General features: G+C 62.4%; 28 protein-coding genes and 1 tRNA gene. 18 read left to right on the forward strand and 11 right to left on the reverse strand.

The window, feature by feature from the left end; genetic code table 11:
* The first annotated feature begins 103 nt into the window (after positions 1-103).
* Together HNQ60_RS07030 and HNQ60_RS07035 are read left to right on the forward strand one after the other, a co-directional pair.
* A complete protein-coding gene (locus tag HNQ60_RS07030; RefSeq protein ID WP_184330335.1) occupies positions 104-1030 on the forward strand; it encodes a DUF5675 family protein in 927 nt (308 codons plus the stop codon).
* A 14-nt stretch (positions 1031-1044) separates the two neighbouring features.
* A complete protein-coding gene (locus tag HNQ60_RS07035) occupies positions 1045-2517 on the forward strand; it encodes a hypothetical protein (protein ID WP_184330336.1) in 1473 nt (490 codons plus the stop codon).
* Positions 2518-2610: 93 nt separating this feature from the next.
* On the opposite strand, the gene HNQ60_RS07040 is transcribed toward HNQ60_RS07035, so the two are convergent.
* Positions 2611-2684 (reverse strand) — tRNA-Gly (locus HNQ60_RS07040).
* A 75-nt stretch (positions 2685-2759) separates the two neighbouring features.
* On the opposite strand from HNQ60_RS07040, the gene HNQ60_RS07045 reads away from it, so the two are divergent.
* From HNQ60_RS07045 to HNQ60_RS07055, 3 genes are all read left to right on the forward strand, one after another.
* Positions 2760-3647 (forward strand): LysR family transcriptional regulator, encoded by an 888-nt coding sequence (locus HNQ60_RS07045; RefSeq protein WP_184330337.1) that lies wholly within the window; start codon positions 2760-2762, stop codon positions 3645-3647.
* A gap of 44 nt (positions 3648-3691) precedes the next feature.
* Positions 3692-4402, forward strand: a complete 711-nt coding sequence (gene trmB / locus HNQ60_RS07050) for a tRNA (guanosine(46)-N7)-methyltransferase TrmB (RefSeq protein WP_184330338.1) — start codon at positions 3692-3694, stop codon at positions 4400-4402.
* Between the two features lie 155 nt (positions 4403-4557).
* A complete protein-coding gene (locus HNQ60_RS07055; RefSeq protein ID WP_184330339.1) occupies positions 4558-4890 on the forward strand; it encodes a DUF6763 family protein in 333 nt (110 codons plus the stop codon).
* A 46-nt stretch (positions 4891-4936) separates the two neighbouring features.
* Here HNQ60_RS07055 and HNQ60_RS07060 read toward each other — a convergent pair whose 3' ends face one another.
* The gene (locus tag HNQ60_RS07060) at positions 4937-6238 is read right to left on the reverse strand and encodes an AmpG family muropeptide MFS transporter (RefSeq protein ID WP_407676439.1); all 1302 of its coding nucleotides are present in this window, start codon (positions 6236-6238) and stop codon (positions 4937-4939) included.
* A 188-nt stretch (positions 6239-6426) separates the two neighbouring features.
* Here HNQ60_RS07060 and pyrE point away from each other — a divergent pair, with 188 nt between their 5' ends.
* Both pyrE and HNQ60_RS07070 read left to right on the forward strand, forming a co-directional pair.
* Positions 6427-7062 carry an orotate phosphoribosyltransferase gene (gene pyrE / locus HNQ60_RS07065; protein ID WP_184330341.1) on the forward strand — a complete coding sequence of 212 codons (636 nt, stop codon included), beginning with the start codon at positions 6427-6429 and terminating at the stop codon, positions 7060-7062.
* A gap of 107 nt (positions 7063-7169) precedes the next feature.
* Complete coding sequence (locus HNQ60_RS07070) at positions 7170-7817, forward strand: DUF4124 domain-containing protein (RefSeq protein WP_184330342.1); 648 nt, start codon at positions 7170-7172, stop codon at positions 7815-7817.
* 105 nt (positions 7818-7922) lie between these two features.
* Here HNQ60_RS07070 and dut read toward each other — a convergent pair whose 3' ends face one another.
* Both dut and coaBC read right to left on the reverse strand, forming a co-directional pair.
* Positions 7923-8417 (reverse strand): dUTP diphosphatase, encoded by a 495-nt coding sequence (gene dut / locus HNQ60_RS07075; RefSeq protein WP_184330343.1) that lies wholly within the window; start codon positions 8415-8417, stop codon positions 7923-7925.
* The gene (gene coaBC / locus HNQ60_RS07080; RefSeq protein ID WP_184330344.1) at positions 8404-9651 is read right to left on the reverse strand and encodes a bifunctional phosphopantothenoylcysteine decarboxylase/phosphopantothenate--cysteine ligase CoaBC; all 1248 of its coding nucleotides are present in this window, start codon (positions 9649-9651) and stop codon (positions 8404-8406) included. The genes dut and coaBC overlap by 14 nt, the downstream gene beginning before the upstream one ends.
* 195 nt (positions 9652-9846) lie before the next feature.
* Here coaBC and radC point away from each other — a divergent pair, with 195 nt between their 5' ends.
* The 3 genes from radC to rpmG all read left to right on the forward strand — a co-directional run bounded on the left by radC (position 9847) and on the right by rpmG (position 11071).
* On the forward strand, positions 9847-10521 hold the full coding sequence (gene radC / locus HNQ60_RS07085) for a RadC family protein (protein WP_184330345.1): 675 nt from the start codon (positions 9847-9849) through the stop codon (positions 10519-10521).
* 137 nt (positions 10522-10658) lie between these two features.
* Positions 10659-10895: a 50S ribosomal protein L28 gene (gene rpmB, locus HNQ60_RS07090; protein WP_184330346.1), complete on the forward strand. Its 237-nt coding sequence runs from the start codon at positions 10659-10661 to the stop codon at positions 10893-10895.
* Positions 10896-10915: 20 nt separating this feature from the next.
* Positions 10916-11071, forward strand: a complete 156-nt coding sequence (gene rpmG / locus HNQ60_RS07095; protein WP_184330347.1) for a 50S ribosomal protein L33 — start codon at positions 10916-10918, stop codon at positions 11069-11071.
* A 140-nt stretch (positions 11072-11211) separates the two neighbouring features.
* Here the strand turns inward: rpmG and HNQ60_RS07100 are convergent, their stop codons facing one another.
* A complete protein-coding gene (locus tag HNQ60_RS07100) occupies positions 11212-12390 on the reverse strand; it encodes a DesA family fatty acid desaturase (RefSeq protein ID WP_221304081.1) in 1179 nt (392 codons plus the stop codon).
* Positions 12391-12587: 197 nt separating this feature from the next.
* Between HNQ60_RS07100 and mutM the strand changes: the two genes are divergently transcribed.
* Positions 12588-13403, forward strand: a complete 816-nt coding sequence (gene mutM, locus HNQ60_RS07105; RefSeq protein ID WP_184330348.1) for a bifunctional DNA-formamidopyrimidine glycosylase/DNA-(apurinic or apyrimidinic site) lyase — start codon at positions 12588-12590, stop codon at positions 13401-13403.
* Between the two features lie 14 nt (positions 13404-13417).
* Here mutM and coaD read toward each other — a convergent pair whose 3' ends face one another.
* Together coaD and rsmD are read right to left on the reverse strand one after the other, a co-directional pair.
* Positions 13418-13915 carry a pantetheine-phosphate adenylyltransferase gene (gene coaD, locus HNQ60_RS07110; protein WP_184330349.1) on the reverse strand — a complete coding sequence of 166 codons (498 nt, stop codon included), beginning with the start codon at positions 13913-13915 and terminating at the stop codon, positions 13418-13420.
* Between the two features lie 3 nt (positions 13916-13918).
* The gene (gene rsmD / locus HNQ60_RS07115; protein ID WP_184330350.1) at positions 13919-14536 is read right to left on the reverse strand and encodes a 16S rRNA (guanine(966)-N(2))-methyltransferase RsmD; all 618 of its coding nucleotides are present in this window, start codon (positions 14534-14536) and stop codon (positions 13919-13921) included.
* A 114-nt stretch (positions 14537-14650) separates the two neighbouring features.
* Between rsmD and ftsY the strand changes: the two genes are divergently transcribed.
* The 4 genes from ftsY (at position 14651) to rpoH (ending at position 18333) form a co-directional block, all read left to right on the forward strand.
* The gene (gene ftsY / locus HNQ60_RS07120) at positions 14651-15622 is read left to right on the forward strand and encodes a signal recognition particle-docking protein FtsY (protein WP_184330351.1); all 972 of its coding nucleotides are present in this window, start codon (positions 14651-14653) and stop codon (positions 15620-15622) included.
* Positions 15619-16332: a cell division ATP-binding protein FtsE gene (ftsE, locus tag HNQ60_RS07125; protein WP_184330352.1), complete on the forward strand. Its 714-nt coding sequence runs from the start codon at positions 15619-15621 to the stop codon at positions 16330-16332. The genes ftsY and ftsE overlap by 4 nt, the downstream gene beginning before the upstream one ends.
* Positions 16329-17243, forward strand: coding sequence for a permease-like cell division protein FtsX (ftsX, locus tag HNQ60_RS07130; RefSeq protein WP_221304082.1), 915 nt, complete (start codon positions 16329-16331; stop codon positions 17241-17243). The genes ftsE and ftsX overlap by 4 nt, the downstream gene beginning before the upstream one ends.
* A gap of 211 nt (positions 17244-17454) precedes the next feature.
* On the forward strand, positions 17455-18333 hold the full coding sequence (gene rpoH / locus HNQ60_RS07135) for an RNA polymerase sigma factor RpoH (protein ID WP_184330353.1): 879 nt from the start codon (positions 17455-17457) through the stop codon (positions 18331-18333).
* A 72-nt stretch (positions 18334-18405) separates the two neighbouring features.
* Here the strand turns inward: rpoH and HNQ60_RS07140 are convergent, their stop codons facing one another.
* Both HNQ60_RS07140 and HNQ60_RS07145 read right to left on the reverse strand, forming a co-directional pair.
* On the reverse strand, positions 18406-19101 hold the full coding sequence (locus HNQ60_RS07140) for an OmpA family protein (protein ID WP_184330354.1): 696 nt from the start codon (positions 19099-19101) through the stop codon (positions 18406-18408).
* A gap of 104 nt (positions 19102-19205) precedes the next feature.
* Entirely contained in the window at positions 19206-19673 is a 468-nt protein-coding gene (locus HNQ60_RS07145; protein WP_184330355.1) for an Mpo1 family 2-hydroxy fatty acid dioxygenase, read from the reverse strand.
* Between the two features lie 157 nt (positions 19674-19830).
* Here HNQ60_RS07145 and HNQ60_RS07150 point away from each other — a divergent pair, with 157 nt between their 5' ends.
* The gene (locus tag HNQ60_RS07150) at positions 19831-21030 is read left to right on the forward strand and encodes an acyl-CoA dehydrogenase family protein (RefSeq protein WP_184330356.1); all 1200 of its coding nucleotides are present in this window, start codon (positions 19831-19833) and stop codon (positions 21028-21030) included.
* Between the two features lie 39 nt (positions 21031-21069).
* Here HNQ60_RS07150 and HNQ60_RS07155 read toward each other — a convergent pair whose 3' ends face one another.
* Positions 21070-21291, reverse strand: a complete 222-nt coding sequence (locus HNQ60_RS07155; RefSeq protein WP_184330357.1) for a hypothetical protein — start codon at positions 21289-21291, stop codon at positions 21070-21072.
* 206 nt (positions 21292-21497) lie between these two features.
* On the opposite strand from HNQ60_RS07155, the gene pdsR reads away from it, so the two are divergent.
* Positions 21498-22187, forward strand: a complete 690-nt coding sequence (gene pdsR, locus HNQ60_RS07160; protein ID WP_184330358.1) for a proteobacterial dedicated sortase system response regulator — start codon at positions 21498-21500, stop codon at positions 22185-22187.
* Positions 22188-22277: 90 nt separating this feature from the next.
* Positions 22278-24320 carry an ATP-binding protein gene (locus tag HNQ60_RS07165; RefSeq protein WP_184330359.1) on the forward strand — a complete coding sequence of 681 codons (2043 nt, stop codon included), beginning with the start codon at positions 22278-22280 and terminating at the stop codon, positions 24318-24320.
* Positions 24321-24713: 393 nt separating this feature from the next.
* On the opposite strand, the gene HNQ60_RS07170 is transcribed toward HNQ60_RS07165, so the two are convergent.
* On the reverse strand, positions 24714-25319 hold the full coding sequence (locus HNQ60_RS07170; protein WP_184330360.1) for a YdbL family protein: 606 nt from the start codon (positions 25317-25319) through the stop codon (positions 24714-24716).
* Positions 25320-25339 lie beyond the last annotated feature (20 nt).

Below are 25339 nucleotides of genomic sequence, written 5' to 3' on the forward strand. Positions count from 1 at the left end.
CTGGGATAAAGCAAGCCTTCGTCACAGACACTTGCAGCACAGCGGACTGCACGCCCTGGACGGCGTGTGTCGACTCGATTTCAACGCAGACAGGAACAACCCCATGCTCGCACTGCGCCTGACCCGAGACATCATGACCACGGATTGTTGTCGCGGAGTGCTCGAGGTTCTCGACAGCGATGGCGAAACCGCCTCTCGACAGTTCACCATCGAGAAGCCCTTCATTCCCTCCGCCTCCGGCGGGAAAGCCGGAGAGCCCTTCAGATCCTGCGTCAGCCCTGGCGTGTACTCTCTGAGCCCGTTCGTTCGACCGAACGGCGACAAGGTCTGGGTGCTCTCCAATCCCGACCTCGATGTGTTCAAGCTGGATACGGACATTCCGGTCGCGCGCAAGGGCAAGGGGCGTTTCCTCATCCTCATCCATGCGGGCAATCGCGCGCGTGACGTCGTGGGCTGCATCGCACCGGGGTTGAGCCATCGCAAGGATTCAGACGGCACGCTCATGGTCACGAGTTCGCGCGAAGCGATGAAGGCGCTGCACAAAGCGCTGGATGGACGCCGCAATCTCGAGATAGAGATCATCAACCCTCCCGAAGCGCTCGAGTCACTCACAACCGCACGCGTGGCGATGCAGCCGACTGCCGCGGCCGCTCCCATGCTGGCGGGCGCAGCCACTGCCAACGTCCACAACTGGCTACGCGTCCCGCAGGGATCGAGACTCGTCATCCGCCTTGCAGGCACGACGACCACCACTTTGGTGACAGGCAGCGGCACTATCCGCAGCGACAACGCGCCACCGAGAAATTTCAGCGATCCCGAAGTTCAACCGGGCCCCCTGATCGTGCGGCTGAATGGCCAGGATTCCTGCACCGTCGTGCTCAACCTGCAATTCGCAAAGCAGGCGACAGCCGACGTGAAGGCATTCGTCGAAATGCCAGGAGGCGCGCACTTTCCCGACGACTACAACCAACAGTTCGCGCGTCCGCAGGGTGCCTCTGAAAGCATCCTGTTCAATGTCGTCACGGTCTGAAGAGGAACTCACCCGTGCGCATCGTTCAAATCGCAACAGGCGTCGCGTTGCTCTTGTCGGGCTCCCTGGCGATGGCCCAGGCCACGTGTATGGACACCGAGTCCTTCGACACCTGCTGGCAACGCCTCTATGACGCTGCAAAGGGTTCGAGCGACCTGAGCGGTGTCCCCGCGAAGCTGGCCGCAACCGAAATGAACGCGGCAAGAGCCCGGGCTGCAACGGCTCAGACGGGAGCGGACTCGGGAGGCACTGCAACGGCTTCCACGCTGACCGACCTGATTCCGTTGTTCGATGCGCTCGGTCTCATCGGCAACTCCGATCAAAGCGAAGGCACGCTCGCGTTCAATCTGAACTTCCTGCTCCCCGTGCAGGAGGCCGACAAGAACATGCAGCTGCAGCTTGTCGTGAACACTTCGCCTGAACCGCTCACGCAGCTTGTGGAAGCCTTTCCCGAAACCGTCCGGGCGGCACGCAACAGCGAGTTGCAGAAGGACATCGGGCCCTTCGGCGACTCGCGTGCAGAGCTCACATATTCTCTGGTGAACAGCCGGTTCGGTCGTGACTTCACCGTCGCTCGCGCCCAACTCGCGCCGATCTACGAAGGCGCGTGGGCACGAGTCGGAATGCCAATGATCGATGGCGCAAAACTCGATGCTCAACGAGCCGCGCTCACGCGCCTCGCACGCGACCCGGCGCCTGCGGCTCGGTCGGTGGCGACAACCACGCCTTTCGGTAGCTACCCCGCTGAACTGAACACTCTGCGGGACGAGCTGAAGCAGCACGCTGCCGCATCCGCCTCAGTGATCGGCGCGGCGACACTCGCGACGCAGAACGAGCTTGCGAGCCTGTCTCGTCTCGCCGCTTTGGTAGAACAGCAGCCCCAACTCCTCTTCTCGCTGTCGCACGATATTCGCGACGAAGTCGTGGGCCCCGAGAAGACCAGTGCCAAACTCACGTTCGAGACGACGCGATACAACCTGGGGGCGTTTCTTCGCGGCCCCGGCGCGATCTGCAAGAGCGGAGCCGTACAGTCGGGCCAGCAGGAATACGCAAGATGCATCAGTGCCCTGAACAGCTATGTCGACAGCACTGATGAAGCGCTGAAGACGCAGCCTCGCTGGAAACTTGGCGCCGCTTATCACCGCGTGAAAGCGATCAACTACAGCTATCCGGACGACAACGTCGCGCTGAATCTGCCGGAAACCGATCGCCTCGAGGTGACCGCCGGCTGGGGCCGCCCGCTCCAGCCAGTGAAGGACGCCGACCGCATCGACATCGAAGTCGGCTACGACAGCAACATCGACGGCGATACGAGCAACAAGGAGCGCTTGAAGGCAACCCTCACCTACACGCGCCGCGTGGGGGGCATGGACATGCCCTTCTCCATCGTCTACGCGAACAAGGATGAGTTCCTGGGCGAAGTCGACCACCAGATCAGCTTGAATCTGGGCATCAAGTTCCGGCCGCCGGTAAGCGCGCCGAAGTAGCGATTTCGCTCCGCACCACAGAAACCGGCTCCAATGGCCTGGCCGGCGGCGCGTCGCGACCGCCACGGGCAAGTCGACTCCATTCGCGGATATTGGAGCGGGTGATGGGAATCGAACCCACGTTAGTAGCTTGGGAAGCTACAGTTCTACCATTGAACTACACCCGCGCCGGAGACGGATTCTATGCACCGGCACGGGGAAGCGGCAAGAATGTCGGGTGAATCAGTCGAGGAGCCTTTCGGGTGAGATTCGATCTGCGGGATCTGGAGTTGTTCGTGGCCGTCGCCGAGGCGGGAAGCATTGCGCGGGCCGCTGAACGGTCGCACACGGTCGCGTCGGCCGTCAGCAAGCGCATTTCCGATCTGGAGGAAACGTTCGGGTCATCCCTGCTCGCGCGTGGCGCGAAGGGGGTCGAACTGACGGCTGCAGGGCACGCATTGCTGGTGCGCGCACGAGCGATGCTGAACCAGGCCAGGCAACTCGACGACGAGATGCGCCGTCACGCCTCCGGCACGCGCGGCTACGTGCGGGTCTTTGCGAACATTTCGGCCATCGTCGAGTTCCTGCCGGCGGCGCTGGCCTCGTTCGCGACGAAGCATCCGGATGTTCACGTCCATCTCGAAGAGCATCTGAGCTCGGCGATCGCGGTTGCAGTCGCCGACAATTCCGCCGACTTCGGCATCGTCGGAGAGCTGCCGGTGATCGATGGCCTGGAAACGATCCCCTTCCGTCACGACGAACTCGTACTCGTCACGCGACCGGATCATCCGCTGAGCACGCGCGATGTCGTGAGCTTCGCGGAGCTGACGGACCTGTCATTCATCGGCGTGCATGCAGGCAGCTCGCTGTACAACCTGCTGACACGCGCTGCGGCAAACCTCGACGCGACGATCAACTGGCGCATCCAGGTCACGAGCTTCGATGCGGCGTGCGCAATGGTTGCGGCCGGTCTCGGCATCAGCATCGTGCCCCGCGGCGCTACGACAGCCTACGTTCGATCGCTGTCGCTTCATGCCGTTCCTCTGAGCGACGGTTGGGCGCAGCGACAGTTGTTCCTTTGCACGCGGGCGGGAATTCCCCTGCATTCCGCAGCGCGTTTGCTCTTCGAACACCTGCGCGGGCAGGTCTGACGGACCGCTGCTATCATCGCGCGCCCTCGCGACGGCGCATCGACATGACTTCCGACGAATCCACGAATCCCCCTGGCGACGGCCCGAAGCGGCGCGCGGTCCGCAGCTTCGTCCTTCGCACCGGTCGTGCGACGGCGGGGCAGCAGCGTGCGCTCGTCGAACTGTGGCCTCAATACGGCATCGACTTCTCCAACGAACCGCTGGACGTGAACCGTGTCTTTCCGCGCGGCGCGCAGCGAATGATCGAGATCGGCTTCGGCAATGGCGAAGCGCTGCTCGAATATGCGCGTGACCATGCGGACATCGACTGTCTCGGCATCGAAGTCCACAGCCCCGGCGTGGGACACCTGTTGCTCCACTCGCAGACGGCATCGATCACGAACATTCGCGTGATGTGCCACGACGCCGTCGAGGTGCTGCAGCGACTTCCCGACGCATCGATCGATTTCGTCCACATCTTCTTCCCCGATCCGTGGCACAAGAAGCGACATCACAAGCGTCGCATCGTTCAGCCGCCCTTTGTTTCCCTGGTCGCGCGCATCATCAAACCAGGCGGCTTGTTTCGTCTCGCAACCGACTGGGAACACTACGCACTCCACATGCGCGAAGTACTCGACGCATCTTCCGAGTTCACCAACGTCGCCGGCGACCGCGGCTATGTCGATCGACCGCAGCTGCGTCCGCTCACTCGCTTCGAGAAGCGTGGACATCGATTGGGGCATGGCGTCTGGGATATGGAATACCGAAGAACGTGACGCAGTAACACGGAGGTCACGCTTCTTCGAGCCTCTGCCTTTGATGCTCTGCAGAAAAAATCCCACTTGAATCCCTGCGGGCACAGGCATACAACAGAGACGCCGACAGCTTCGCTGCCGACACATGCAGGCATGGATGTGTACGGAGGAATGTCATGACGTCGCCGAGTCCGGTCGTGGGTGATTGGTATCGCCGGATGGACGGCGCGCTGTTCGAAGTCGTCGCCATCGATCGGGACGACGGCACGGTCGAGGTGCAGCACTTCGACGGCACGGTCGAGGAGTTCGACCTCGAGTCGTGGGATGAGCAGCAGTTCGAAGAAGGGAAGGCGCCGGAGGACTGGAGCGGCTCCGTCGACATCGAACCCGAAGACTACGAAAACGAACGCGAGGTCACGGCCACGGGAATGTGGACCGACCCGCTCACCAGCCTGGATCGCGCCGAGACTTCCGGTTATTCGGAGTGGCCGACGCCGCGCGATCTGTAGAAACCACCGACCGTCTGCATTCGTCGAAGCACAGTTGCGTTTGGACTCAGTCCGTCCGCGGCTTTTCCGTGGCCGCCTTTCCGTTGGCTGTGGCTTCCACTTCGTCGACGAACCCGCCCCGGATCATGATCCAGAACAGCACGATGCCCGGCACAGCAATCAGCGTCGTCAGTAAGTAGAAATTCACGTAGCCCACGCGCTCGATCAGCCCTCCCGCCGTCGTGCCGGTCAGCACGCGGCCCACGATGCTCGCGGCTGCGGAGATCAGTGCGTACTGGCTCGCCGTGTAACGAAGGTCGCAAAGCGCCGAAAAATACGCGACCACGGTGACGCCACCGATGCCGCTGGCGATGTTTTCGAATCCGATCGCGCCGGCCATCGCCCAGTTCGAATGTCCCGTCGCCGCAAGACCAGCAAAGCTGAGATTGGAAAGCATCATCAAGACCAGGCTGATCAGCACCGAGCGCTTCATGCCAAGACGCGAGTACATCGCGCCGCCGATGAAGATACCGATGAGGTAGGCCCAGAAGCCGAACCCGACGTCGTAGATCGCGATCTCGTCGTTGGTGTAGTGGAGATCTTCGAAGAGCAGCCTGAAGGTCAGGTTCGCGAGCGTGTCGCCGATCTTGTGCAGCAGGATGAACAGCAGGACGAGCGCCGCACCGCGCCTGCGGAAGAACTCGAGAAGAGGCGCCAGCACCGAATCGGTCACCGCACTGATCCCGCGGCGAATGATCGGGTCGCGATGTCGTGCCGGCTCGCCGAGCACGAGGCCAACGGCCATCGCTGGCAACGCGAAGATTGCACAGGCGATATACGCAGCCTGCCAGCCGAGCCGAGCCGCAATGACCAGCGCCAGCGCACCGGCTGCAACCGAACCGATGCGCCATCCGTACTGCGACATCCCTGATCCGACGCCGAGCTGGCGCGGTTCGAGCGATTCGATCCGGTAAGCGTCGATGACGATGTCGTAAGTCGCGCCTGCTGCTCCGACCAGAATCGCGGCGACCGCTGTCGCCATGAGGCTGGCCTTGGGATCGACGAGCGCCAGGTTCACGATCGCCGCCATGGTGAGCACACCGATGAGCAGCAGCCACGAGACGCGCTGACCCAGCCTTCCGAGCAACGGCAGCCGCACGCCGTCAACGACCCAGGCCCAGAGCCACTTCAGGTTGTAGACCAGGAACGCCAGCGTGAAGGCCGTGACCGCACGCTTGTTGATGCCGTCCTGCGCAAGTCGCGTCGTGAGCGTGGAAGCGATCAGCGCGTAAGGCGCGCCCGAGGAGATCCCGAGAAACAACGCAGCAATCGGTGCTGATTCGGTGTACGGACGAATGGCCGCAGGCAGACGGGAGCGCCACCCCGTTGAGACTGTTGAGTTCAAATGACGTTATCCCGCGGCGCGCTCGTTGAATGCATTACGCGATGATGCCCAACGACATCGCAGCGCGAAAGCAAAACCCTCCGGCCCGACTTCAATGCCCGCCACAGCTTCTGTAGGCTATCCGCCAACCGCCAACCGCCAACCGCTTCTCCATGTCGTCATCCTTCATCAATCTCTGCCTCGAGCTCGGCGTCCTTCGCTTCGGGGAATTCAAACTCAAGTCGGGTCGGACGAGCCCTTACTTCTTCAACGCAGGGCTGTTCAACTCGGGACGAGCGCTTGCAGAGCTCGGGCGGTCTTACGCAGCAGCGATCCAGGGTGCAAAGCTCGAGTTCGATGTGCTCTTCGGCCCGGCGTACAAGGGCATTCCTCTCGTGAGCACGGCGGCTGTCGCGCTCGCCGATCATCATCAGCGCAACGTGCCGTGGAGCTTCAATCGCAAGGAGGCCAAGGATCATGGCGAAGGCGGAAACATCGTGGGGTCGCCGCTGCGAGGCCGCGTCCTGATCATCGACGATGTCATCACGGCCGGCACGGCGATCCGCGAATCCATCGACCTCATCCGCGCGGCGGGCGCAACGCCCGTCGGTGTCGTGCTGGCACTCGATCGTCAGGAGCGAGGCCAGACGGAGCGCTCGGCCGTCCAGGAAGTCGAGCAGGTATTGGGCCTGCCGGTGACCAGCATCCTGAAGCTCACCGACCTCATCTCGCACTTGAGCAGCCAGGGCGACGGGCAACAGCTGGCGGCCCTACAGCGTTATAGAAATGAGTACGGCGTCGCGCCCTGAGGGGCAATCCGGCCCATTCGGTTGACCTGACAAGGTCTGCCGGCCCTATAGTACCGATCTGTCCGAACCATAGAATCAGCCACATACCGCCCTTTCCGCACCTCCAGATGTCCATCGTGCGCCTGCTGTGCCTGTCCGCTCTGATCGCCGCCACGCTGCCGGCGGGAGTCGTCATGGCCGCGAGTTCCACAACGCGCGAAGCGTTCTATCGATGCAAGGACGGCGCCGGCCAGGTCCATTACGGTGACTCGAAGCCGAAGGAATGCGAGGGGCTGGATACGGAAGTGCTCAACAACAACGGCATGGTCGTTCGTGTCATCGAGGGCACTCAGTCGAAGGTCGCTCGCGAGCAACGCGAAGTCGGCGAAAAACGCATTCGTGCGGAACGCGACGCACGGTTGCAGCGCGACCGGATGCTGATGGAAACCTACCTTACGGTCGAGGATATCGAGCGGCTGCGCGATCAGCGCCTGGAACTACTCGATTCCCAGTACCGCGTGAACGAGCAGAACATCACGAACCTGCGCAACAGTCAGAGCCGCCTTGCGCAGCAGATCGCCCGCTTCAAGCCATACAGCGACAAGGCGAACGCTCCCCCGCTGCCCGATCACCTCGCCGAGGAGATGGTCAACACGGTGAACAACATGCGTGTCTATCAGGAAATGCTGGAGAAAACGCGCAAGGAACAGTCGGAGATCAAAACGACGTTCACCGCCGACATCGCCCGCTTCAAGGAGCTCAAGGGAATCAAATGACGAAGCTGTCCGGAGCGATTCGCTCCGGAGAGCTTCGTCATCCCCGCGAAAGCGGGGCTCCATCTTCCTCTTGCGGAGCGACTCCGAAAGCTCCGCTTCCCCGTCTCAGCCGCGTCCCGAACTTCCGAACCCGCCCGCACCGCGCTGCGACGCCTCGAATTCATTCACCACGTCGAACTCGACCTGGATCACGGGAACCACCACGAGCTGAGCAATCCGCTCACCCGGCTGGATGGTGAATGTCGTCTGACCGCGATTCCAGCACGAGACGAAGATCTGGCCCTGGTAGTCCGAGTCGATGAGCCCGACCAGATTGCCGAGCACGATGCCGTGCTTGTGCCCCAGTCCGGAGCGAGGCAGCACGATCGCCGCATAGCCCGCGTCTTCGAGATGAATGGCGATCCCCGAGGGGATCAGTTGCGTATCGCCCGGCTTCAGATCGAGCGATGCATCGATGCATGCACGCAAGTCGACGCCCGCCGAGCCGCTCGTTGCGTACTGCGGCAACGGATAGTCGCGACCGATGCGGGGATCGAGAATCTTGACCTGAAGTCGGCGGCGCGCGAAGGCTGGGGCAGTGACCCCGTCAGCGGGTGGCATGGATGGCGGATCGGTTCTGAATCGGAGTGGCTGCTGATTTTCCACGACTCCGATAGCGCTCCGCAATCACTGAGACGAGTTGCCGCGCCAGCGCCGACTTGCTGTTGAGCGTGAGCTCCTGTTTGCCGCCGCGCCAGTAGAGCGTCAGCGCGTTGTCGTCCTTGTCGAATGCCAGGCCCTCGCCCACCTTGTTGGCGGCGATCATGTCGAGATTCTTGGAATTGAGTTTCGTCAGTGCGTTCGCTTCGACGTTCTCGGTCTCCGCCGCAAAACCCACCAGGAAAGGTGGCGATTCACTCCGTCCGATCGTCGCCAGCACGTCCGGCGCACGGGACAACGCAAGCGTCATGTTGTCACTGGTCTTCTTGATCTTCTGACAGGCGACTTCGCTGCACTTGTAGTCGGAGACTGCGGCCGCGGCGATGAAGATGTCCGCGTCGGCGACCTGCTTCTGCACCGCCGCCAGCATCTGGTCCGCGGTTTCGACCGGAACGCGCTCGATGCCGGCCGGCGTTGGAATCTGTACTGGACCTGTCACCAGCACCACCGTCGCGCCGGCTTCGCGAGCCGCTTCGGCTACGGCATAACCCATCTTTCCCGAGCTGCGATTGCTGATGAATCGCACCGGATCGATTGCTTCGCGCGTCGGTCCAGCAGTGATCACGACCTTCAGCCCCGAGAGCACGCCCTCGACTGGGAGCGCTGCGTAGATCTCCTCAGCGATCTGCGTCGGCTCGAGCATTCGACCGACACCGACTTCGCCGCAGGCCTGTTCGCCACTCGCCGGGCCGAGGACTCGAACGCCGCGGTCCTTGAGCAGACGGACATTGGCCTGCGTGGCCGGATTCGCCCACATCTGGCGATTCATCGCGGGGGCGATGGTGATCTTCGCGGTCGTCGCGAGACACACCGTCGTCAAAAGATCTTCCGCAAAGCCATGCGCGAGTTTGGCGATGAAATCCGCAGTCGCGGGGGCAACGACGATCTCATCCGCCCATCGCGCGAGCTCGATGTGGCCCATGGCGGCTTCCGCGGCTTCGTCCCACAGATCCGTGCGCACGGGCCTGCCCGACACGGCTTGGAACGTCAGCGCCGTGACGAACTGCTGCGCGCCGCGCGACATTACGACCTGAACCTCGGCGCCGCGCTCAGCCAGACGCCGCACGAGATCCGGGCTCTTGTAAGCCGCGATGCCGCCAGTGACCCCGAGAAGGATTTTGCGAGCTGCACTCATGCTCAAGATTATGGGCGCGCACGCCGGACGGCGGCAAACGACCGGGGCGCATACCGGCATGCCGCCTGGGCATGGCTGGAGCAACGTTCCGGCGCGCATTTCCGGCGAAAACGCCCCGATTCGCGAGCTTCGCGCCGGGATGCGGACGGCAGAATCCCTATCTCGACCCGGACCGGCGGAGGGACCTCAAGGGAAATGGCGATTCGCGACTGGCCCACCGGAGAACGGCCCCGGGAAAAACTGCTCGACTGGGGACCTCAGGCGCTGACGGAGGCTGAACTGCTGGCCATCTTGATTCGAACGGGAACCAAGGGCGCCTCAGCCCTCGATATCTCCAGACGGCTGCTGACGCAATTCGGATCGCTGAGATGCCTGCTTACGGCGGAGCAGCACCGCGCCTGCTCCACCCGCGGGCTCGGGCCCGCGCGATACGCCGCCCTCCAGGCCGCGCTCGAGCTGGCCAGGCGGCACTATCAACAGCTCATGGTTGCCGGCTCCACGCTCGCAAACCCCTGCGCCACCAAGGAATTTCTGCGGATGCGACTGCGTGACCTGCCACACGAGGTGTTCTGTTGCGTCTATCTGGACAATCGAAACCGGGTCATCGGCTTCGATGAGCTGTTTCGGGGCACCATCGACGGCGCGAGCGTGCATCCCCGGGAGGTCGTGAAGGAAGCCCTGTCCCGGAACGCGGCAGCGGTCATCCTGGCGCACAACCACCCGTCCGGGGTCGCGGAGCCCAGCCAGGCCGACGAGCTGATTACCCGCCGTCTCAAACAGGCTCTGGCGCTGGTCGATATCCGGGTCCTCGATCACCTGATCGTGGGTGACGGGGTCTGCGAATCATTCGCGGAACGAGGCCTGCTTTGACGGGGGCCCGGGACGGGGGAGCCGGGAGAAAGAGGGCTTTGGCTCCTTGCCGGTCCGCAGTTCGGCTGGTATAAAGCGCGACTCATTTTTCCGGCCGACCAGCCGTTCCCGGCGGGTGGGCCTCTTAAGGAATCGCCATGTCCAGAGTCTGTCAGATCACCGGCAAGAAGCCGATGACCGGAAACCGCGTTTCGCACGCCAACAACAAGCGTCGTCGCCGCTTCCTGCCCAACCTGCACGTGCAGCGCTTCTGGCTCGAGAGTGAGCGTCGGTTCGTAAGCCTGCGCATCTCCAGCAATGGCCTGCGCACGATCGAGAAGAAGGGCATCGACAAAGTCGTTGCCGAACTGCGCGCCCAGGGCGTCGCGGTCTGAAGCGCCTGAGGAGCTAAGCCATGCGCGAAAAAGTGAAACTGCTGTCGACGGCCGGCACCGGCCACTTCTACACCACCACGAAGAACAAGCGCCTCCATCCGGACAAGATGGAAGTGAAGAAATTCGACCCGAAGGCGCGCAAGCACGTCGCCTACAAGGAAGCGAAGATCAAGTAATGAAAAGCCCGCCGAATGGCGGGCTTTTCATTTGCGCCGGTTCGCCCCGGCCTCATGGGTCTTCCAAACGAAAAACCCGCCTTCCGGCGGGTTTTTCATTTCCGGCCGCCGAAAGTCGACGGCCACTGATCAGCGCATCCTCACGCAGGCTGCATCGCGTAGCCACGCAGGCTGGCTGCGAAGTCCTGCAGCACCTTGATGCGGCTCGCTTCGGCCTGTGCGATCCATTCCTTCAGATGCTGCAGCAGTGATTCGTTGCTCATGTTCGAGCCGTTCCACAGCACGCGCAGGCGCTCGCGGAACTCGTGAACCGTCTGCAGGGCCTGGTTGTTCGCCAGCACTTCCTTCAGCTTCGACTGCGCAGCCTGATCGAGCAGCACCGGCTCGCGAACGAGCAGCTTCTTCACGCGTCGGCTTAGCTGGCCGCCCGCAGTGATCAGCTGTTCGCGGAACACGGGGATCGTCACGTTGCGCGAGTACTCGCGCAGCACGTGCATGCGATTCACGATCACGGCACGAACGGTTTCGAGATCGATGTGATTACGCGGAGCGACGTGCGCCGGCTCCGGAGCAACGCGCAGGACCTTCGCAAGACCGAACGTCTGGAAAATGCGGATGTAGAGCCAGCCGATATCGAATTCCCACCGATGGATCGAGAACTTCGCCGAGCTCGGGAACGCGTGGTGATTGTTGTGCAGCTCTTCGCCGGCAACGAGGAAGCCCCAGGGCATCACGTTGCGCGCGGCATCCGGGCACTCGAAATTGCGATAGCCGTAGTAGTGACCGATGCCGTTGATGACGCCGGCCGCCATCAGCGGATTCGCCAGCATCTGCACGGCCAGAATGATGATGCCCGGCACGCCGAACAGCACGAGATCGACGACCACCATGAGCGCGATGCCGAAGTTGCGATACTTCAGATAGACGTTGTGCTCCATCCAGTCGTCGGGTGTGCCGCGACCGAACTTCTCAGTCGTCTCGGGATTGCGCGCCTGCGCCTGGTACAGCTCCGCGCCTTCGAGCAGCACTTTCTTCAGACCGAAAATCACCGGGCTGTGCGGATCGTCCTTCGTTTCGCACTTCGCGTGATGCTTGCGGTGCACGGCCACCCATTCCTTGGTGACGATGCCCGAGCTCATCCACAGCCAGAAGCGGAAGATGTGCCGCAGTACCGGATGCAGATCGAGGCTGCGATGCGTCGCGTCGCGATGGAGATAGAGCGTGACGCCCATGAACGTGAACTGGACCATCAGGAAGGTCACGAGCACGTAGCCCCAGAAGCTAAGATTCAGAATTCCGTAGAGAAAGTCTAGGTTCACTGGTGGACCTGCGCGGAGTGCGAACGAAGGAGGGGGATTACGGAAAATCGAAGTGCGCGGACTATAACGGACACCCCCCGACCCCACAAATGAGCGAATCCCTGCACCGGGACCGAGGATTCGAGAATCGCCCTGCACCAATCCTCATACTGTGAAGGCGATCCCAGTTCGTTCAACCCCGCGCGCCCTAAAGATCCATGCCTGAACTTCCAGAAGTCGAAACGACGCGCCGCGGCATCGAACCGGCCGTCACCTCACGAGTCATCGAACGCGTCGTCGTAAGAGAACCGCGGCTGCGGTGGCGTGTGCCTGACGAACTGGTGGCGCTGGCGTCGGGGCAACGCGTACAGCAACTGCGCCGGCGGGCGAAATACCTGGTGTTCGATCTCGAGCGCGGTTCGATGATCCTGCACCTGGGAATGTCGGGCAGTCTGCGCGTGATGCCAGCAACAGCAGTGCCGTTATCACACGATCACGTCGACATCGTTCTCGACAGCGGTCAGTGCCTGCGCTTCAACGACCCACGACGTTTCGGCAGTCTCTTGTGGACAGTCGATGATCCTTTGAAGCATCCGCTGCTCATCCGGCTCGCACCGGAGCCGTTGTCCGAAGAATTTGACGCTGCGTACCTTGCTCGCGTGGCGAAAGGCCGCCGCGTTGCGATCAAGCAGCTGCTGATGAACAGCGCACTCGTCGTCGGCGTCGGCAATATCTACGCAAGCGAGGCACTCTTTCATGCGGGCATTCGTCCGCAGCGCAGCGCCGCGAAGATCCGGCAAGACGAATTCCCCGCGCTCGCTCGCTCGATCCGGAAGGTGCTGCGCGCAGCGATTCGCCAAGGGGGCACGACACTGCGCGACTACGTGAACGCCGACGGACAACCCGGCTACTTCCGGCAGAAGCTCTTCGTATATGAGCGCGAGGGCGAGCCCTGCCGGGTGTGCAAGACACCGATCAAACGAATGGTTCAGGGGCAGCGGGCGACGTACTACTGCCCGAAGTGTCAGAAGTGACGGCGCGGATGACGCTACGACTTCTGCGCTTTGCGTTTTTCCCAGGCCTGCTTGAGCGCCGCTTCCACGCTCGGATGCACGAACTTGCGGACGTTGCCGCCCAGGCTTGCGATCTCTCGCACGAGCGTCGATGAAATGAAGTTGAACTGTTCCGTCGGGGTCAGAAAGACGTAGTCGACTTTATCGGTGAGATGCCGGCTCATGGTGGCGAGCTGGAACTCGAACTCGAAGTCGGACACCGCGCGCAACCCGCGAACGACCACGCGCAATCCATGCTGGCGCGCGAAGTCCACGGTCAGTCCCGCGTAGCCGGTGACTTCGACGTTTGAAATATCCGCGAGCACTTCCTTCGCCAGGGCCACGCGATCTTCAAGCGGGAAAAGCGGCGCCTTGCCCGGATTCGCTGCGATCGCCACGACGACACGCTCGAAAATGTCGGCCGCCCGCCTCACGAGGTCGTAGTGACCGTTGGTAATCGGGTCGAACGTGCCGGGATACATCGCGCCGGTCATGGCTCACCTCAAGTCCAGAGAAGAATTCACGCGCAGCAGATGATAGCCGACTTGCCCCGCGCGCTTGCTTCTGTGCATGGACCACCCCGTCGGCAGTGTCGGCAAAGGTTTGTCAGCCGGGCATTCGAGATAGACGAACGCGCCGTCCGCCAACCACCCGGCCGTGAGCTTGCCGCAGGCCTTCTCCAGCAACTGCGATGCGAATGGCGGATCGAGGAACACGACATCGAAGGGCCGCGGTTTGCCATCGAGGAATCGCATCGCGTCCGTAACGTGGACTTCACCGCCCGATGCCTTGAGGTGCGCCAGGGTCTGCTGCAAATGCCGCCCTACTACGGCCTCTGAGTCCACGAAATGAACTTCGGCCGCGCCCCGTGACAGCGCTTCGAGTCCAAGCGCGCCGCTGCCGGCGAATAGATCGAGACAGCGCGCGTCGATGATCGAGTGCTGCAACCAGTTGAACAGCGTCTCGCGTACCCGATCGGGAGATGGCCGTAAAGCGGCTACCGGCGGGAACGTGATGGGCACGCTGCGCCAGCGGCCGCCGATGATTCTCAGGCGGTTGGACAGGGCTTTGCCTGCGCAAGCGGGCGACGTTCGTGGTTTCGTGGACCGGCTCATGGTCGATGGGTGTGAGAATTGGCCGCAAGCATAGCGCCTCGCGCGACACGCGTCGGACTCCACCGTTCGTGCTGCTAGAATTACCGCCCGCCCCCGATGTGACGTCCCCGCAGAATGTTCGGCTTCAAATCGAAGGCCGCCGACTCCGGCGCCGACAAACCAGGTTTGCTTCAGCGGCTGCGCGCCAAGCTCAACCGCGGCGATTCGTGGCTGACGTATGACCTCGCGAATCTCATTCCCGGCGGCAAGATCGACGAGAACGTTCTCGATGAGCTCGAGACGCGGCTGATCACGGCGGATGTCGGAGTCGAGACGACCGAACGCATCCTCTCGGGTCTGCGCAAACAGGTGGCCCGCAAGGAACTGGGCAATCTCGATGCCCTGCTGCAAGCGCTGCGCACCTCCTTGCTCTCGGTTCTGAAACCAGCCTCCGTCACGCTGACGATCGACCGGTCGATCACGCCGTTCGCGATCCTCGTCGTGGGCGTCAACGGAGCAGGCAAGACGACAACGATCGGCAAGCTGGCCCGACGCATGAAAGACCATGGACTCAAAGTCATGCTGTCGGCCGGGGACACGTTTCGTGCCGCCGCCGTGGAGCAGCTGCAGGTCTGGGGCGACCGCAATGGCGTTCCGGTCATCGCCCAGAGCGCGGGCACCGATCCCGCCGCAGTAGCGTTCGATGCCATGCAGGCGGCCAAAGCCCGCGGCATCGATGTATTGCTGGCCGATACCGCCGGCCGACTGCACACGCAGTCGAACCTCATGGAAGAACTGAAGAAGGTGAAGCGGGTGATGGGCCGGGTCGACGGACTGGCGCCCCACGAAGTGCTGCTCGTACTCGACGCGAGCCAGGGGCAAAATGCGCTCCAGCAAGCGCGCCTCTTCAACGAAGCCCTCGGTGTCACCGGCGTCGTGCTGACGAAGCTCGACGGCACCGCGAAAGGCGGTATCGTGTTCGCGCTTGCGAGCGAACTGAAACTGCCGATCCGCTTCATCGGCACCGGCGAGAGCGCCGAGGATTTCGATGAATTCGAACCGGAAGCCTTCGTCGATGCGCTGTTGAAACGCAAAGAGCAAGAATGATTCGTTTCGACCACGTCTTCAAACGCTATCCCAACGGCCGCGAAGCATTGAGCGATCTGTCGCTCGAGCTCGCGAGCGGCGAGATTGCGTTTCTCACGGGGCACTCGGGCGCGGGCAAGTCGAGCCTGCTCAAGTTGATTGCCCTGATCGAACGTCCCTCGCGCGGGCAGGTCATCGTCAACGGACAGAACGTAGGCTCCGTGCCGCGCTCGAAGATCCCCGCGTACCGGCGCCAGATCGGCGTCGTGTTCCAGGATCACAAGCTCCTGCACGATCGCACGATCTTCGACAACATCGCGTTGCCGCTGATCATCGCCGGCATCGGCACGAAGGAGATCGGCAAGCGTGTCCGTGCAGCGCTCGATCAGGTAGGCCTGCTGGGCCGCGAACAGAGCCGGCCACTCGAGCTCTCGACCGGCGAACAGCAGCGCGTCGGTATCGCACGCGCAGTGGTGAGCAAGCCGCCGATCCTGATCGCCGATGAGCCCACCGGCAATCTCGATCCCGATCTGTCGCTCGAAGTGATGAACATCTTTCGCCGCTTCAACGAAGTGGGCGTCACGGTGCTGATCGCGAGCCACGATCTCTACCTGCTCGAGCAGTTTCCAGTCCGCCGCATCCGGCTGGAAGGCGGAAAGATCGTCGACAGCGACGAAGCGCCGCAGAAGCTGCTCGATCCCGCCAGACTCATGGAGAACCGCAAGCCATGAGCGCCTGGATCACCCGCCATCTGCAAACGCTCATCGGCGCACTGGGTCGCCTTTCCGAGCAGAAGCTGGCGACGCTGCTGACGACCCTCGTCATCGGCATCGCGCTGGCACTGCCTGCGTGCCTGCATCTGCTGATCGCGAATGCACAGACAGCGACGGGAAACTGGAATCGCGCCGTCGACCTGTCGGTGTACATGAAGATCCCGACGTCGATCGACGAAGTTCGCCGGATCGCTGAACGCCTGCGACAGCGGCGTGACGTCAACGATGTGGAAGTCCTGACTGCTGACGAGGCGCTCAAGGAGTTCCGCCGCGATTCCGGCTTCGGAAGCGCTGTCGATGCGCTCACGGGAAACCCGCTGCCGCATTCGCTGATCGTGCACCCCAAATCGGAGTACGCGACCGCGGCGCATCTCGAAGAACTCGCGGGCGATATCCGGGCACTCCCGTCGGTCGACCTGGTGCAGCTCGACACGGCCTGGGTCAATCGCCTTCAGGCGATTCTGGAAGCCGTGCGCCGAGCCGTCTTTCTGACCGCGGCGTTCCTCGCGGTGGGCGTGATGGCCATCGTCGGTAATACGATCCGGCTGGATATCCAGAACCGGCGGGCCGAAATCGAGGTCACCAAGCTGGTCGGCGGCAGCGACGCGTTCGTCCGACGGCCGTTCCTCTACAGCGGATTCTGGTACGGGGTCGGAGGCGCGGTCATTGCCTGGCTTCTTACAACCATCGTGGTGGGTGTCCTGCGTGAGCCCGTCAGCCGCATTGCGGGGCTGTATGGCAGCGGCTTCACCGTGAGCGGGCTCGGCCTCCAGCCGACCCTGATCCTGCTCGGCAGCGGCGTATTCCTCGGCTGGCTGGGGTCTTACATCGCAGCGAGCCGGCACTTGAGGGAGATCGAGCCCAGCTAGAGGGGCTCACGAGGCTTGTGCCCCAGCTTCATCAATGACTTACGAAGCTGGAAACCTTTCTGCAATCAAGGCGTTAAGTCAGTCTTGAACGGCGCGTCGCCGACCCCACGATTAAGAACCTTTTAGGGCCTTAGCACTCCAACTTCGGGACTGCTAAATTCGTCGCCAAGGTTTCATTCTCTGGGCTGATTGCTGGAGGGGAATTTTCAATATGACAACTGCTACCGCGCTGGTTCGCTCGAATACGGATCTGGTCCTTGCCGGCCCGATCGGCAGCCTCGATGCCTATGTCGAGCGGGTGTCGCGGATCCCGGTCCTGACCCGGGAAGAAGAGTCGGCGCTCGCGAGCCGCTTTCACCAGGAAGGCGATCTCGACGCTGCCCGTAATCTGGTGCTCTCGCACCTTCGCTTCGTCGTCCACATCGCCCGCGGCTACAGCGGCTACGGCCTGCCGGTGGGCGACCTGATCCAGGAAGGTAACGTCGGTCTGATGAAGGCCGTGAAGCGCTTCGATCCGGGCGTGGGTGTACGACTGGTGTCGTTCGCCGTGCACTGGATCCGCGCCGAGATTCACGAGTACGTGCTGCGCAACTGGCGTCTGGTGAAGATCGCCACGACGAAGGCGCAGCGCAAGCTGTTCTTCAACCTGCGCAAGTCCAAGAAGAATCTGGGCTGGCTGACGGGCGCGGAGACGCAGGCGATCGCCAGGGAGCTCGGCGTGACCACCGCCGAAGTAACGGACATGGAACAGCGACTCAGCTCGCGCGACCTGTCCTTCGATCCGGCGCCCGACATGGACGATGAAGAAGGTTCGTACTCGCCTTCGTCGTATCTGCCGGCTCCGGAGTCGGATCCCTCTATCGCGGTCGAACGCGAACAGTGGGACGACGACACTTCCGATCGTCTCGCGAATGCGCTGGAAACGCTGGATGAACGCAGCCAGCACATCCTGCGCAGTCGCTGGATGACTGAAGAGAAGGCCACGCTGCACGAGCTTGCCGACAAGTACGGCGTATCCGCGGAACGCATTCGCCAGATCGAAGCGAACGCGATCAAGAAGCTGCGCGGCCTGGTGGGCGAACCCGCCTAAGGCCTGACAGTTTCTGCATCAAAGAAAAAGGGCCGGCTCTTGCGAGCCGGCCCTTTTCTTTTGCGGGTCCGATCAGCCCTTCGTCGTCACGGGCACGATCGTGAGCTCGACACGCCGGTTCGCAGAGCGACCCTGTTCGGTGTCGTTCGAAGCAACCGGATGACCTTCGCCCGCTCCGACCGTCATGAGTCGCTTGCCGTCGACGCCGTGGCTGCCGAGATAGCTGGCGACTGACTGTGCGCGACGCTGCGACAGAGCCTGGTTGTACTGGTCGGTGCCGGTGCTGTCGGTATGTCCGGCCACTTCGACGACAGTCTTGTTGTACTCCTTGAGCACCATCGAGACGCCGTCGAGCGCGTTGTAGAACTGCGCATTCAGATCCGAGCTGTTGGTCGCAAAGGTGATGCTGCTCGGCATGTTGAGCGTGATGTTGTCGCCCATGCGCGTGACGCTCACGCCCGTGCCCTCGAGCTTCTGGCGCAGTTTCGCTTCCTGCACGTCCATGTAGTAGCCCACGCCACCGCCCGTGATCGCACCCACACCCGCGCCGATCAGCGCGTTCTCGAGCTTGTCGCCCTTGGTCAGCAAGCCAACAACCGCACCTGCCGCGGCACCGATACCGGCGCCCTTCGCAGCTTTGCTCGTCTGCTCTTCACGCGTGTACGGATTCACCGTCGTACAGCCACTGACGAACGCGATGAGTACGCCGGCCGCGGCCAGCGAACGCGCGGAAATGAAACCCCGGGATTGCAGCAATCGTTTTTCCATAAAGTCACTCCTCAACACACCGACACCGTGTCAGCCTCGTCAATGGCGACTGAACACCCACTGAACTCAACAAGAGCGCGCTGGTTCCTCTTCCCGCCCGTCGCTCAGTAGCGAATCCCGAGCTGCCGGTAGACGAAGCTCAGCAGCCAAAGCGGACCGATCATCAGGAACTGCAGATCCTTGAAGAACGACGGCCGCTTGCCTTCGTAGTGATGACCTATGAACTGGCCGATCCAGGCAACGACGAACAGCCCGATGCAGATCGCCAGCAGCGAACCGGGAAGGCTCTCGAGTCCGACGACGGAAAGCACCACGAAGGCTGCAAATAGCACCATGCCGAGTGCGAGCGACCACGACATCGCGAAGTAATATAAAACCCCGGCGCCCAGCAGCAGGGTGGTCCAGTTGAGCCACGGGGAAATCTCGCGGAACGCGGCCGGCACGGGCACGGTCCAGAGCATCCCGGCAAGACTGATCACGATGACGGGCACGCAGATCCAGTGCAGCAGTTTGTTCGTATGGTTCTGGTGACTTTCGCCGTACTCACCGAGCCATTGATCGACTGTTTTCATTGTTGTGCTTCCCACGCGGATTGAGCTGCGCGAACGCTACCACGCGAGCGCCACGACCAGCAGCGAATTCGCTATGCAGCATTGACACAAGCTTGCAATGGCTCATCCTGCACTGCGTTATGCCGGGTTATCATGCGGCGGCAGGAGAGAGAAACACATGTCAGCAATCCTTCAGAATTCATCGAAAACATCCGTCGCCGAACTCGATCCGGTCGATCTCTACAACGTCCGCGCCATGCTCAGCGAGGAAGAACGCCTCGTGCAGGAGTCGGTCGCGAAATACGTCGACGATCAGGTCATCCCGATCATCGGCGAGTGCTTCGAGACTGAGCGTTTCCCCAAGGAACTCATTCCGGGAATCGCCGACCTCGGACTGCTCGGCAGCTCGATTCACGGTTACGGATGCGCGGGACTCAACGGCGTGTCCTACGGCCTCATCTGCCAGGAGCTTGAACGCGGCGATTCCGGTTTGCGCAGCTTCGTCTCCGTGCAGTCGAGCCTGTGCATGTATCCCATCTATGCATTCGGCAGTGAAGAGCAGAAGCAGCGCTGGCTCCCGGGCATGGCCAAGGGCGAAATCATCGGCTGCTTCGGGCTCACCGAACCGCATGGCGGCTCTGATCCCTCGAACATGAAGACTCACGCGCGCAAGCAGGGCAAGGATTGGGTGCTCAATGGCGCGAAGATGTGGATCACCAACGGCGCCATCGCGGACATCGCCGTCGTGTGGGCGATGACGGATGCCGGCATTCGCGGCTTCCTGGTCGAGAAGAACTTCAAGGGCTTCTCCGCCAGCGTGATCAAACACAAGATGAGCCTGCGCGCTTCGATCACGTCCGGCCTCTTCTTCGACAACGTCGTCGTTCCCGAAGAGAACGTGCTTCCCGGTGTCGTCGGCCTGAAGGGTCCGCTGTCGTGCCTCACGCAGGCCCGCTACGGCATCAGCTGGGGTGTCACTGGCGCAGCGCAGGCTTGCCTCACGCAGGTCATCGACTACTCCAAGTCGCGCATGCTGTTCGGCAAGTCCATCGCCTCGACGCAGGCCGTGCAGATTCGCCTCGCCGAGATGGCACGCAAGATCACCACCTCGCAGATGCTCTCGCTTCAGCTCGGTCGCCTGAAGGACCAGGGACTGATGGCGCCGACGCAGGTGTCGATGGCGAAGTGGCACAACACGCGTGCTGCAATCGAAGTGGCACGCGACGCACGCGACATCCTCGGCGGCGCCGGTATCAGCGTCGAGTACGTGCCGATCCGTCACGCACTCAACCTCGAGAGCGTGATCACGTACGAAGGCACCGAAACCGTCCATCAGCTCACCGTCGGCCGTGCGCTGACCGGGATCAACGCGTTCTGATCGCGCGAAGGCTCCGGGTGTGCCCGGAGCCTTCAGTTCTCACGGCGCGACCCACTCCGCCCGCTGCGGCTCCATCTCTTCCATCACCTGGGCAACGCGCATGCGTGGCAGCGGCACGCGCTCATCGAGACGCAGCGCTGCATCCCAGCTGACAATCAACGCCAGGAACGAAGCAATCGCCCAATAGATCTCGAGTCGCCGGCGTGCTGCCAGCGATTCACGCTGGCTCGACGAGGCCGGACGGGCAATGACTCGAGGCATCTGACTATTCACTATCCGCTCCCAAAGACTGAACCCGGGAGCTATTTCAGCCAGCGAGTGCGGCAGGCTTGCGCCGCTCGGTGCCGGGCTACGGGCGGATTGTGATCAATCGTGGCAGCCGGTTTCCTTGCTGCGCCGGGCGCTACACTCCGCACAACGCCCACGCCCTGGGCTGGAAGTGCCAGTCAGCCGGATTTCATCGCCTCATGAAGAAGCTCATTGCCATCGTCGAAGACGAGCCCGCCATCCGCGACAACTACGCCGCTGCTTTTCAGCGCAACGGCTACAGCGTCCGGACATACGGCACACGCAAAGAAGCCATCGAAGCTTTTCGCGGCCGGCTGCCCGATCTGGCCGTCATCGACGTCGGCCTCCACGATGAACCCGAGGGCGGCTTCGAGCTTTGCCGGGAGCTGCGCTCGATGTCCGCCGAGTTGCCGATCATCTTCCTCACGGCCCGCGACAGTGAGCTCGACGCCGTGTCGGGACTGCGCCTGGGCGCGGATGACTACCTCACGAAGGACCTGAGCCTGACGCATCTCATCGCGCGCGTCGTAGCGCTGTTCCGCCGCATCGATGCACTGACGCAGCCTTCGAATCGCGATCAGATCGTGACGCGCGGCCCGCTCGTCATCGATACGGCACGGTTGCATGCAACCTGGGAGGACAAGCCTCTCGGGCTGACCCTGACCGAGTTCTGGATCGTGCATGCACTCGCGAAGAATCCGGGGCACGTCAAGAACCGCCAGCAACTGATGGATGCGGCGAACGTCGTGCTCGACGACAATACGATCACATCGCACATCAAGCGGATCCGCCGGAAATTCCAGGCCATCGACGAATCGTTCGACAGCGTGGAGACGATGTACGGCATGGGTTATCGATGGAAGGAGTAGATCGTTTGCGCAAAGCGTTCGCGGGCTCAGCTCTGCCCCCCGCCCCTGCTGGCTAGTTGCTGGAAGCTAGCGGGCTAGCCGGCTACTCCTATGTCCCTGCGCATCAAGCTGCTGTTCCTAAGCCTGATGACTCTCATCCTGCCCTGGGCGGGATGGCAGTACGCGCAGCGTATGGAAACGACGCTGCGACACGGGCAGGAAGAATCGCTGATTACGACCGCGGACGTTCTGAGCAGGGTCGTCGCTTCCCAGCCGGAGCTGCTGTACCGATTCCCGGACGAGTTACGCGAGGGATTCGATCCTGCGCGCGGTGACCTGTTCGCGCCCTTGCTGTCGACGACACCGCTGCTCGATGGATTCGCGGACGAATGGCCCATTCCGTCACGTCCGGTGGCTGGCTTCGATGCCACCGCCGGCGTCCGGCTCGGCGTTTTCGGGCGCTACATGTATGCGTACTTTGAAACGCGCGATGCAGACGTTCGCTACGAAAACCCGACGGCTGAGTTCCCTGCCAGCGAGGGCACCACACGCGTCGTCTTCCTGACGCGGGATGAATTCGACCGCGAGCGCGCGTGGTCAATCACTGCGGTCGCTCCCGGCCCCGCGATCGCGCGCACCAGCGAAGTCGGGTCACCGTGGCGCACTTCGCCTGACGAGCTTCAACACATCACAGGTGTGTGGCGCGCCACAGCGGGCGGTTATGCAGTCGAGCTCAGAGTGCCGATTTCCATGTTTGGCGAGCAGCTGGCCGTGTTCGCGTTGAATCACGATGGGCTCGCGAGTCAGACACCCACTCTCGGCAAACTGCACACCGCGTCCGATGCATTGCGCGAGCGACTGGATCAGTACACGCCTCGCGGATTGCGCGTGTCGGTCGTCGATCAACGCGGATGGCTGCTTGCCCGCGCGGGTTCTGTCGAGATCGGCGGCTCGGCGGAATACGCAGCGTTGCGCCAGGATGAAGATGGCTTCGCACGCTCGATCTATCGCCGACTGTTCGGTGGACGCGATGCGGTCGTCGTTCCCTATGGATTGCCGTACGGCATGTGGGGCTCGCCGGTTGACGCCGCACGCCAGGGCGAGAACGCCGCGATCTGGTTCGAGCCCGCGGGCGGGGAGCCTTCATTGGTTCGAGCGGCGGTGCCAGTGCACTTCGGAGAACAGGTTCTCGCGGCCCTCGTTGTGGAGCAGCCTGCCGAACAACTGGCGGTTGTGCGCGAGGATGCGTTGACGAGATTGCTTAATCTCACACTGCTCGCAACGTTGTTCTCGGTAGTCATCACGCTCGCCTTTGCAGCGCGACTCTCTCAGCGCATTCGGCGGCTGAGCCGCGCCGTGGCGTCTGCACTCACGCCGGAAGGCCGGCTCGAGCCGCGAATCCCGGACACAAAGGCGCGTGATGAACTCGGCACACTCGCACGCAGCTACAGCACGCTATTGTCGCGCTTGAAGGAACACACGAGCTACCTGCAGACACTGGGCACGAAGCTCTCGCACGAACTGCGAACGCCGCTGACGATCGTCAGTTCGTCGCTCGACAATCTCGCCTCGGATGAGTCGCTGCCGCCGTCGTCGCAGAACTATCTGAATCGCGCACGCACGGGGACAGGCAGGCTGCACGCAATTCTGACAGCGATGACGGAAGCCAACCGCGTCGAACAGATCATCGATCACACCGAGCGGGTCGAATTCGATCTGGGCGAACTCGTACGCAATGTTGGCCAGGCATATTCGGCCACTTTCCCTCAGGTCCAGCTGGAAGCTCGCATCGCGGAGGGCCCGAATCCGTTCGCGGGTTCGCCCGATCTGATCGCGCAGATGCTCGACAAGCTGATGGATAACGCCGCCGACTTCTGCCCGCCCGGCGGCAAAGTCTCTCTCTCGCTCGACAGGTTGCCGGGGGAATACGTGCTGAGCTTGTCCAACGAGGGGCCTGCGCTGCCGCCGCATCTCGATGGCCGACTCTTTGAATCCCTGGTGAGCGCCCGGACCCAGCCGGACACCAAACCCCATCTCGGCCTGGGCTTGTACATCGTGCGGCTGATTGCCGAATCGCACCGTGGGTCCGTGTCCGCGGAAAACCTCCCCGATGGCAGCGGAGTCTGCGTATCCGTGCGACTGCCGGGCATTTAGGCACCGGGGGAATGTGACCCGCGTCGGGATTGTTTACACAACAGTCGCGAAAGCGTGTTGTGGAATCGCTACGGTACTTGTTAAGCCCCTGTTTCGAGGAGCATACTCCTGCAACTGGCACACCACGTGCTGTGGATAAGGCAACTGTAAGCGCGATTGGCGCAACAGTTCGGCAGAGAAGCGGGGATGGCACCGCAAGGGGAGTTGAGGACCAATAGCGAATAAGCGTCAGGACGACGCCCGCCGGGCAACCGGCAGCAGATTGCGATTGAAGCGACAGCAACGTTTCTAGATTTAGCCGGCGCAGGCGAACAACAAGAAGAGACGCCGGCCCAGGAAACGAAAGCCCCGCAGATGCGGGGCTTTTTTTTGGACCTGCGACTACGCCGCGGGCTACTTCTGCTTCCAGGCGCCGTCCTTGTCCTGGTAGTACCAGCCCGCCGATGCCTTGCTGCTCCAGCGTTCGGCGAATGTGGAGCGGATGTCGCTTTCCCATTCCGGATGACCGTTGGCGGTCGCGATCTCGCGGTAGAGATTTGCCCGATCGGCGTTCTCGTCGGAGACCAGCTTTCGCGCACCGTTGCGTTCTGGCAGCGGGATCAGATTCTGATCGCGCACTTCGACGAGGCCGTCGCGCGTCAGGCCGATCGCGCCCGAGTCGTAGTATTTCTTCAGCTGCGCGAAGCGCGCTTCCATCGACTGCGTGAGCTGGCGGACGGCGGGTGTCGCGATGTTCAGATCCGCCTGGGCATTCGCAGTGGGAATGATCAGATTGAGAACGGCCCCGGTCGCGGCGAGCAGCGTTTCGGCGGCGCCGTCGTACGCGTTCGTGCGCTTGTCACTCTTGCCCGAGCTCGTCTGGCTCTCGCCCCACACGTCCTCGATGATCTTGTCCGCAGCCTTCTCAGCGGCGGCAGCGGGGAAATACACGTTGATGGTGACGCACGCTGACAGCGCCAGGGTCAGCGCAGCGAGCTTGAGCGGCAGGTATCGCGACATGATCTCTTCCTCGTGTGATC

The organism is Povalibacter uvarum (assembly GCF_014202975.1).
In the GTDB taxonomy this organism is placed as follows: domain Bacteria; phylum Pseudomonadota; class Gammaproteobacteria; order Steroidobacterales; family Steroidobacteraceae; genus Steroidobacter; species Steroidobacter uvarum.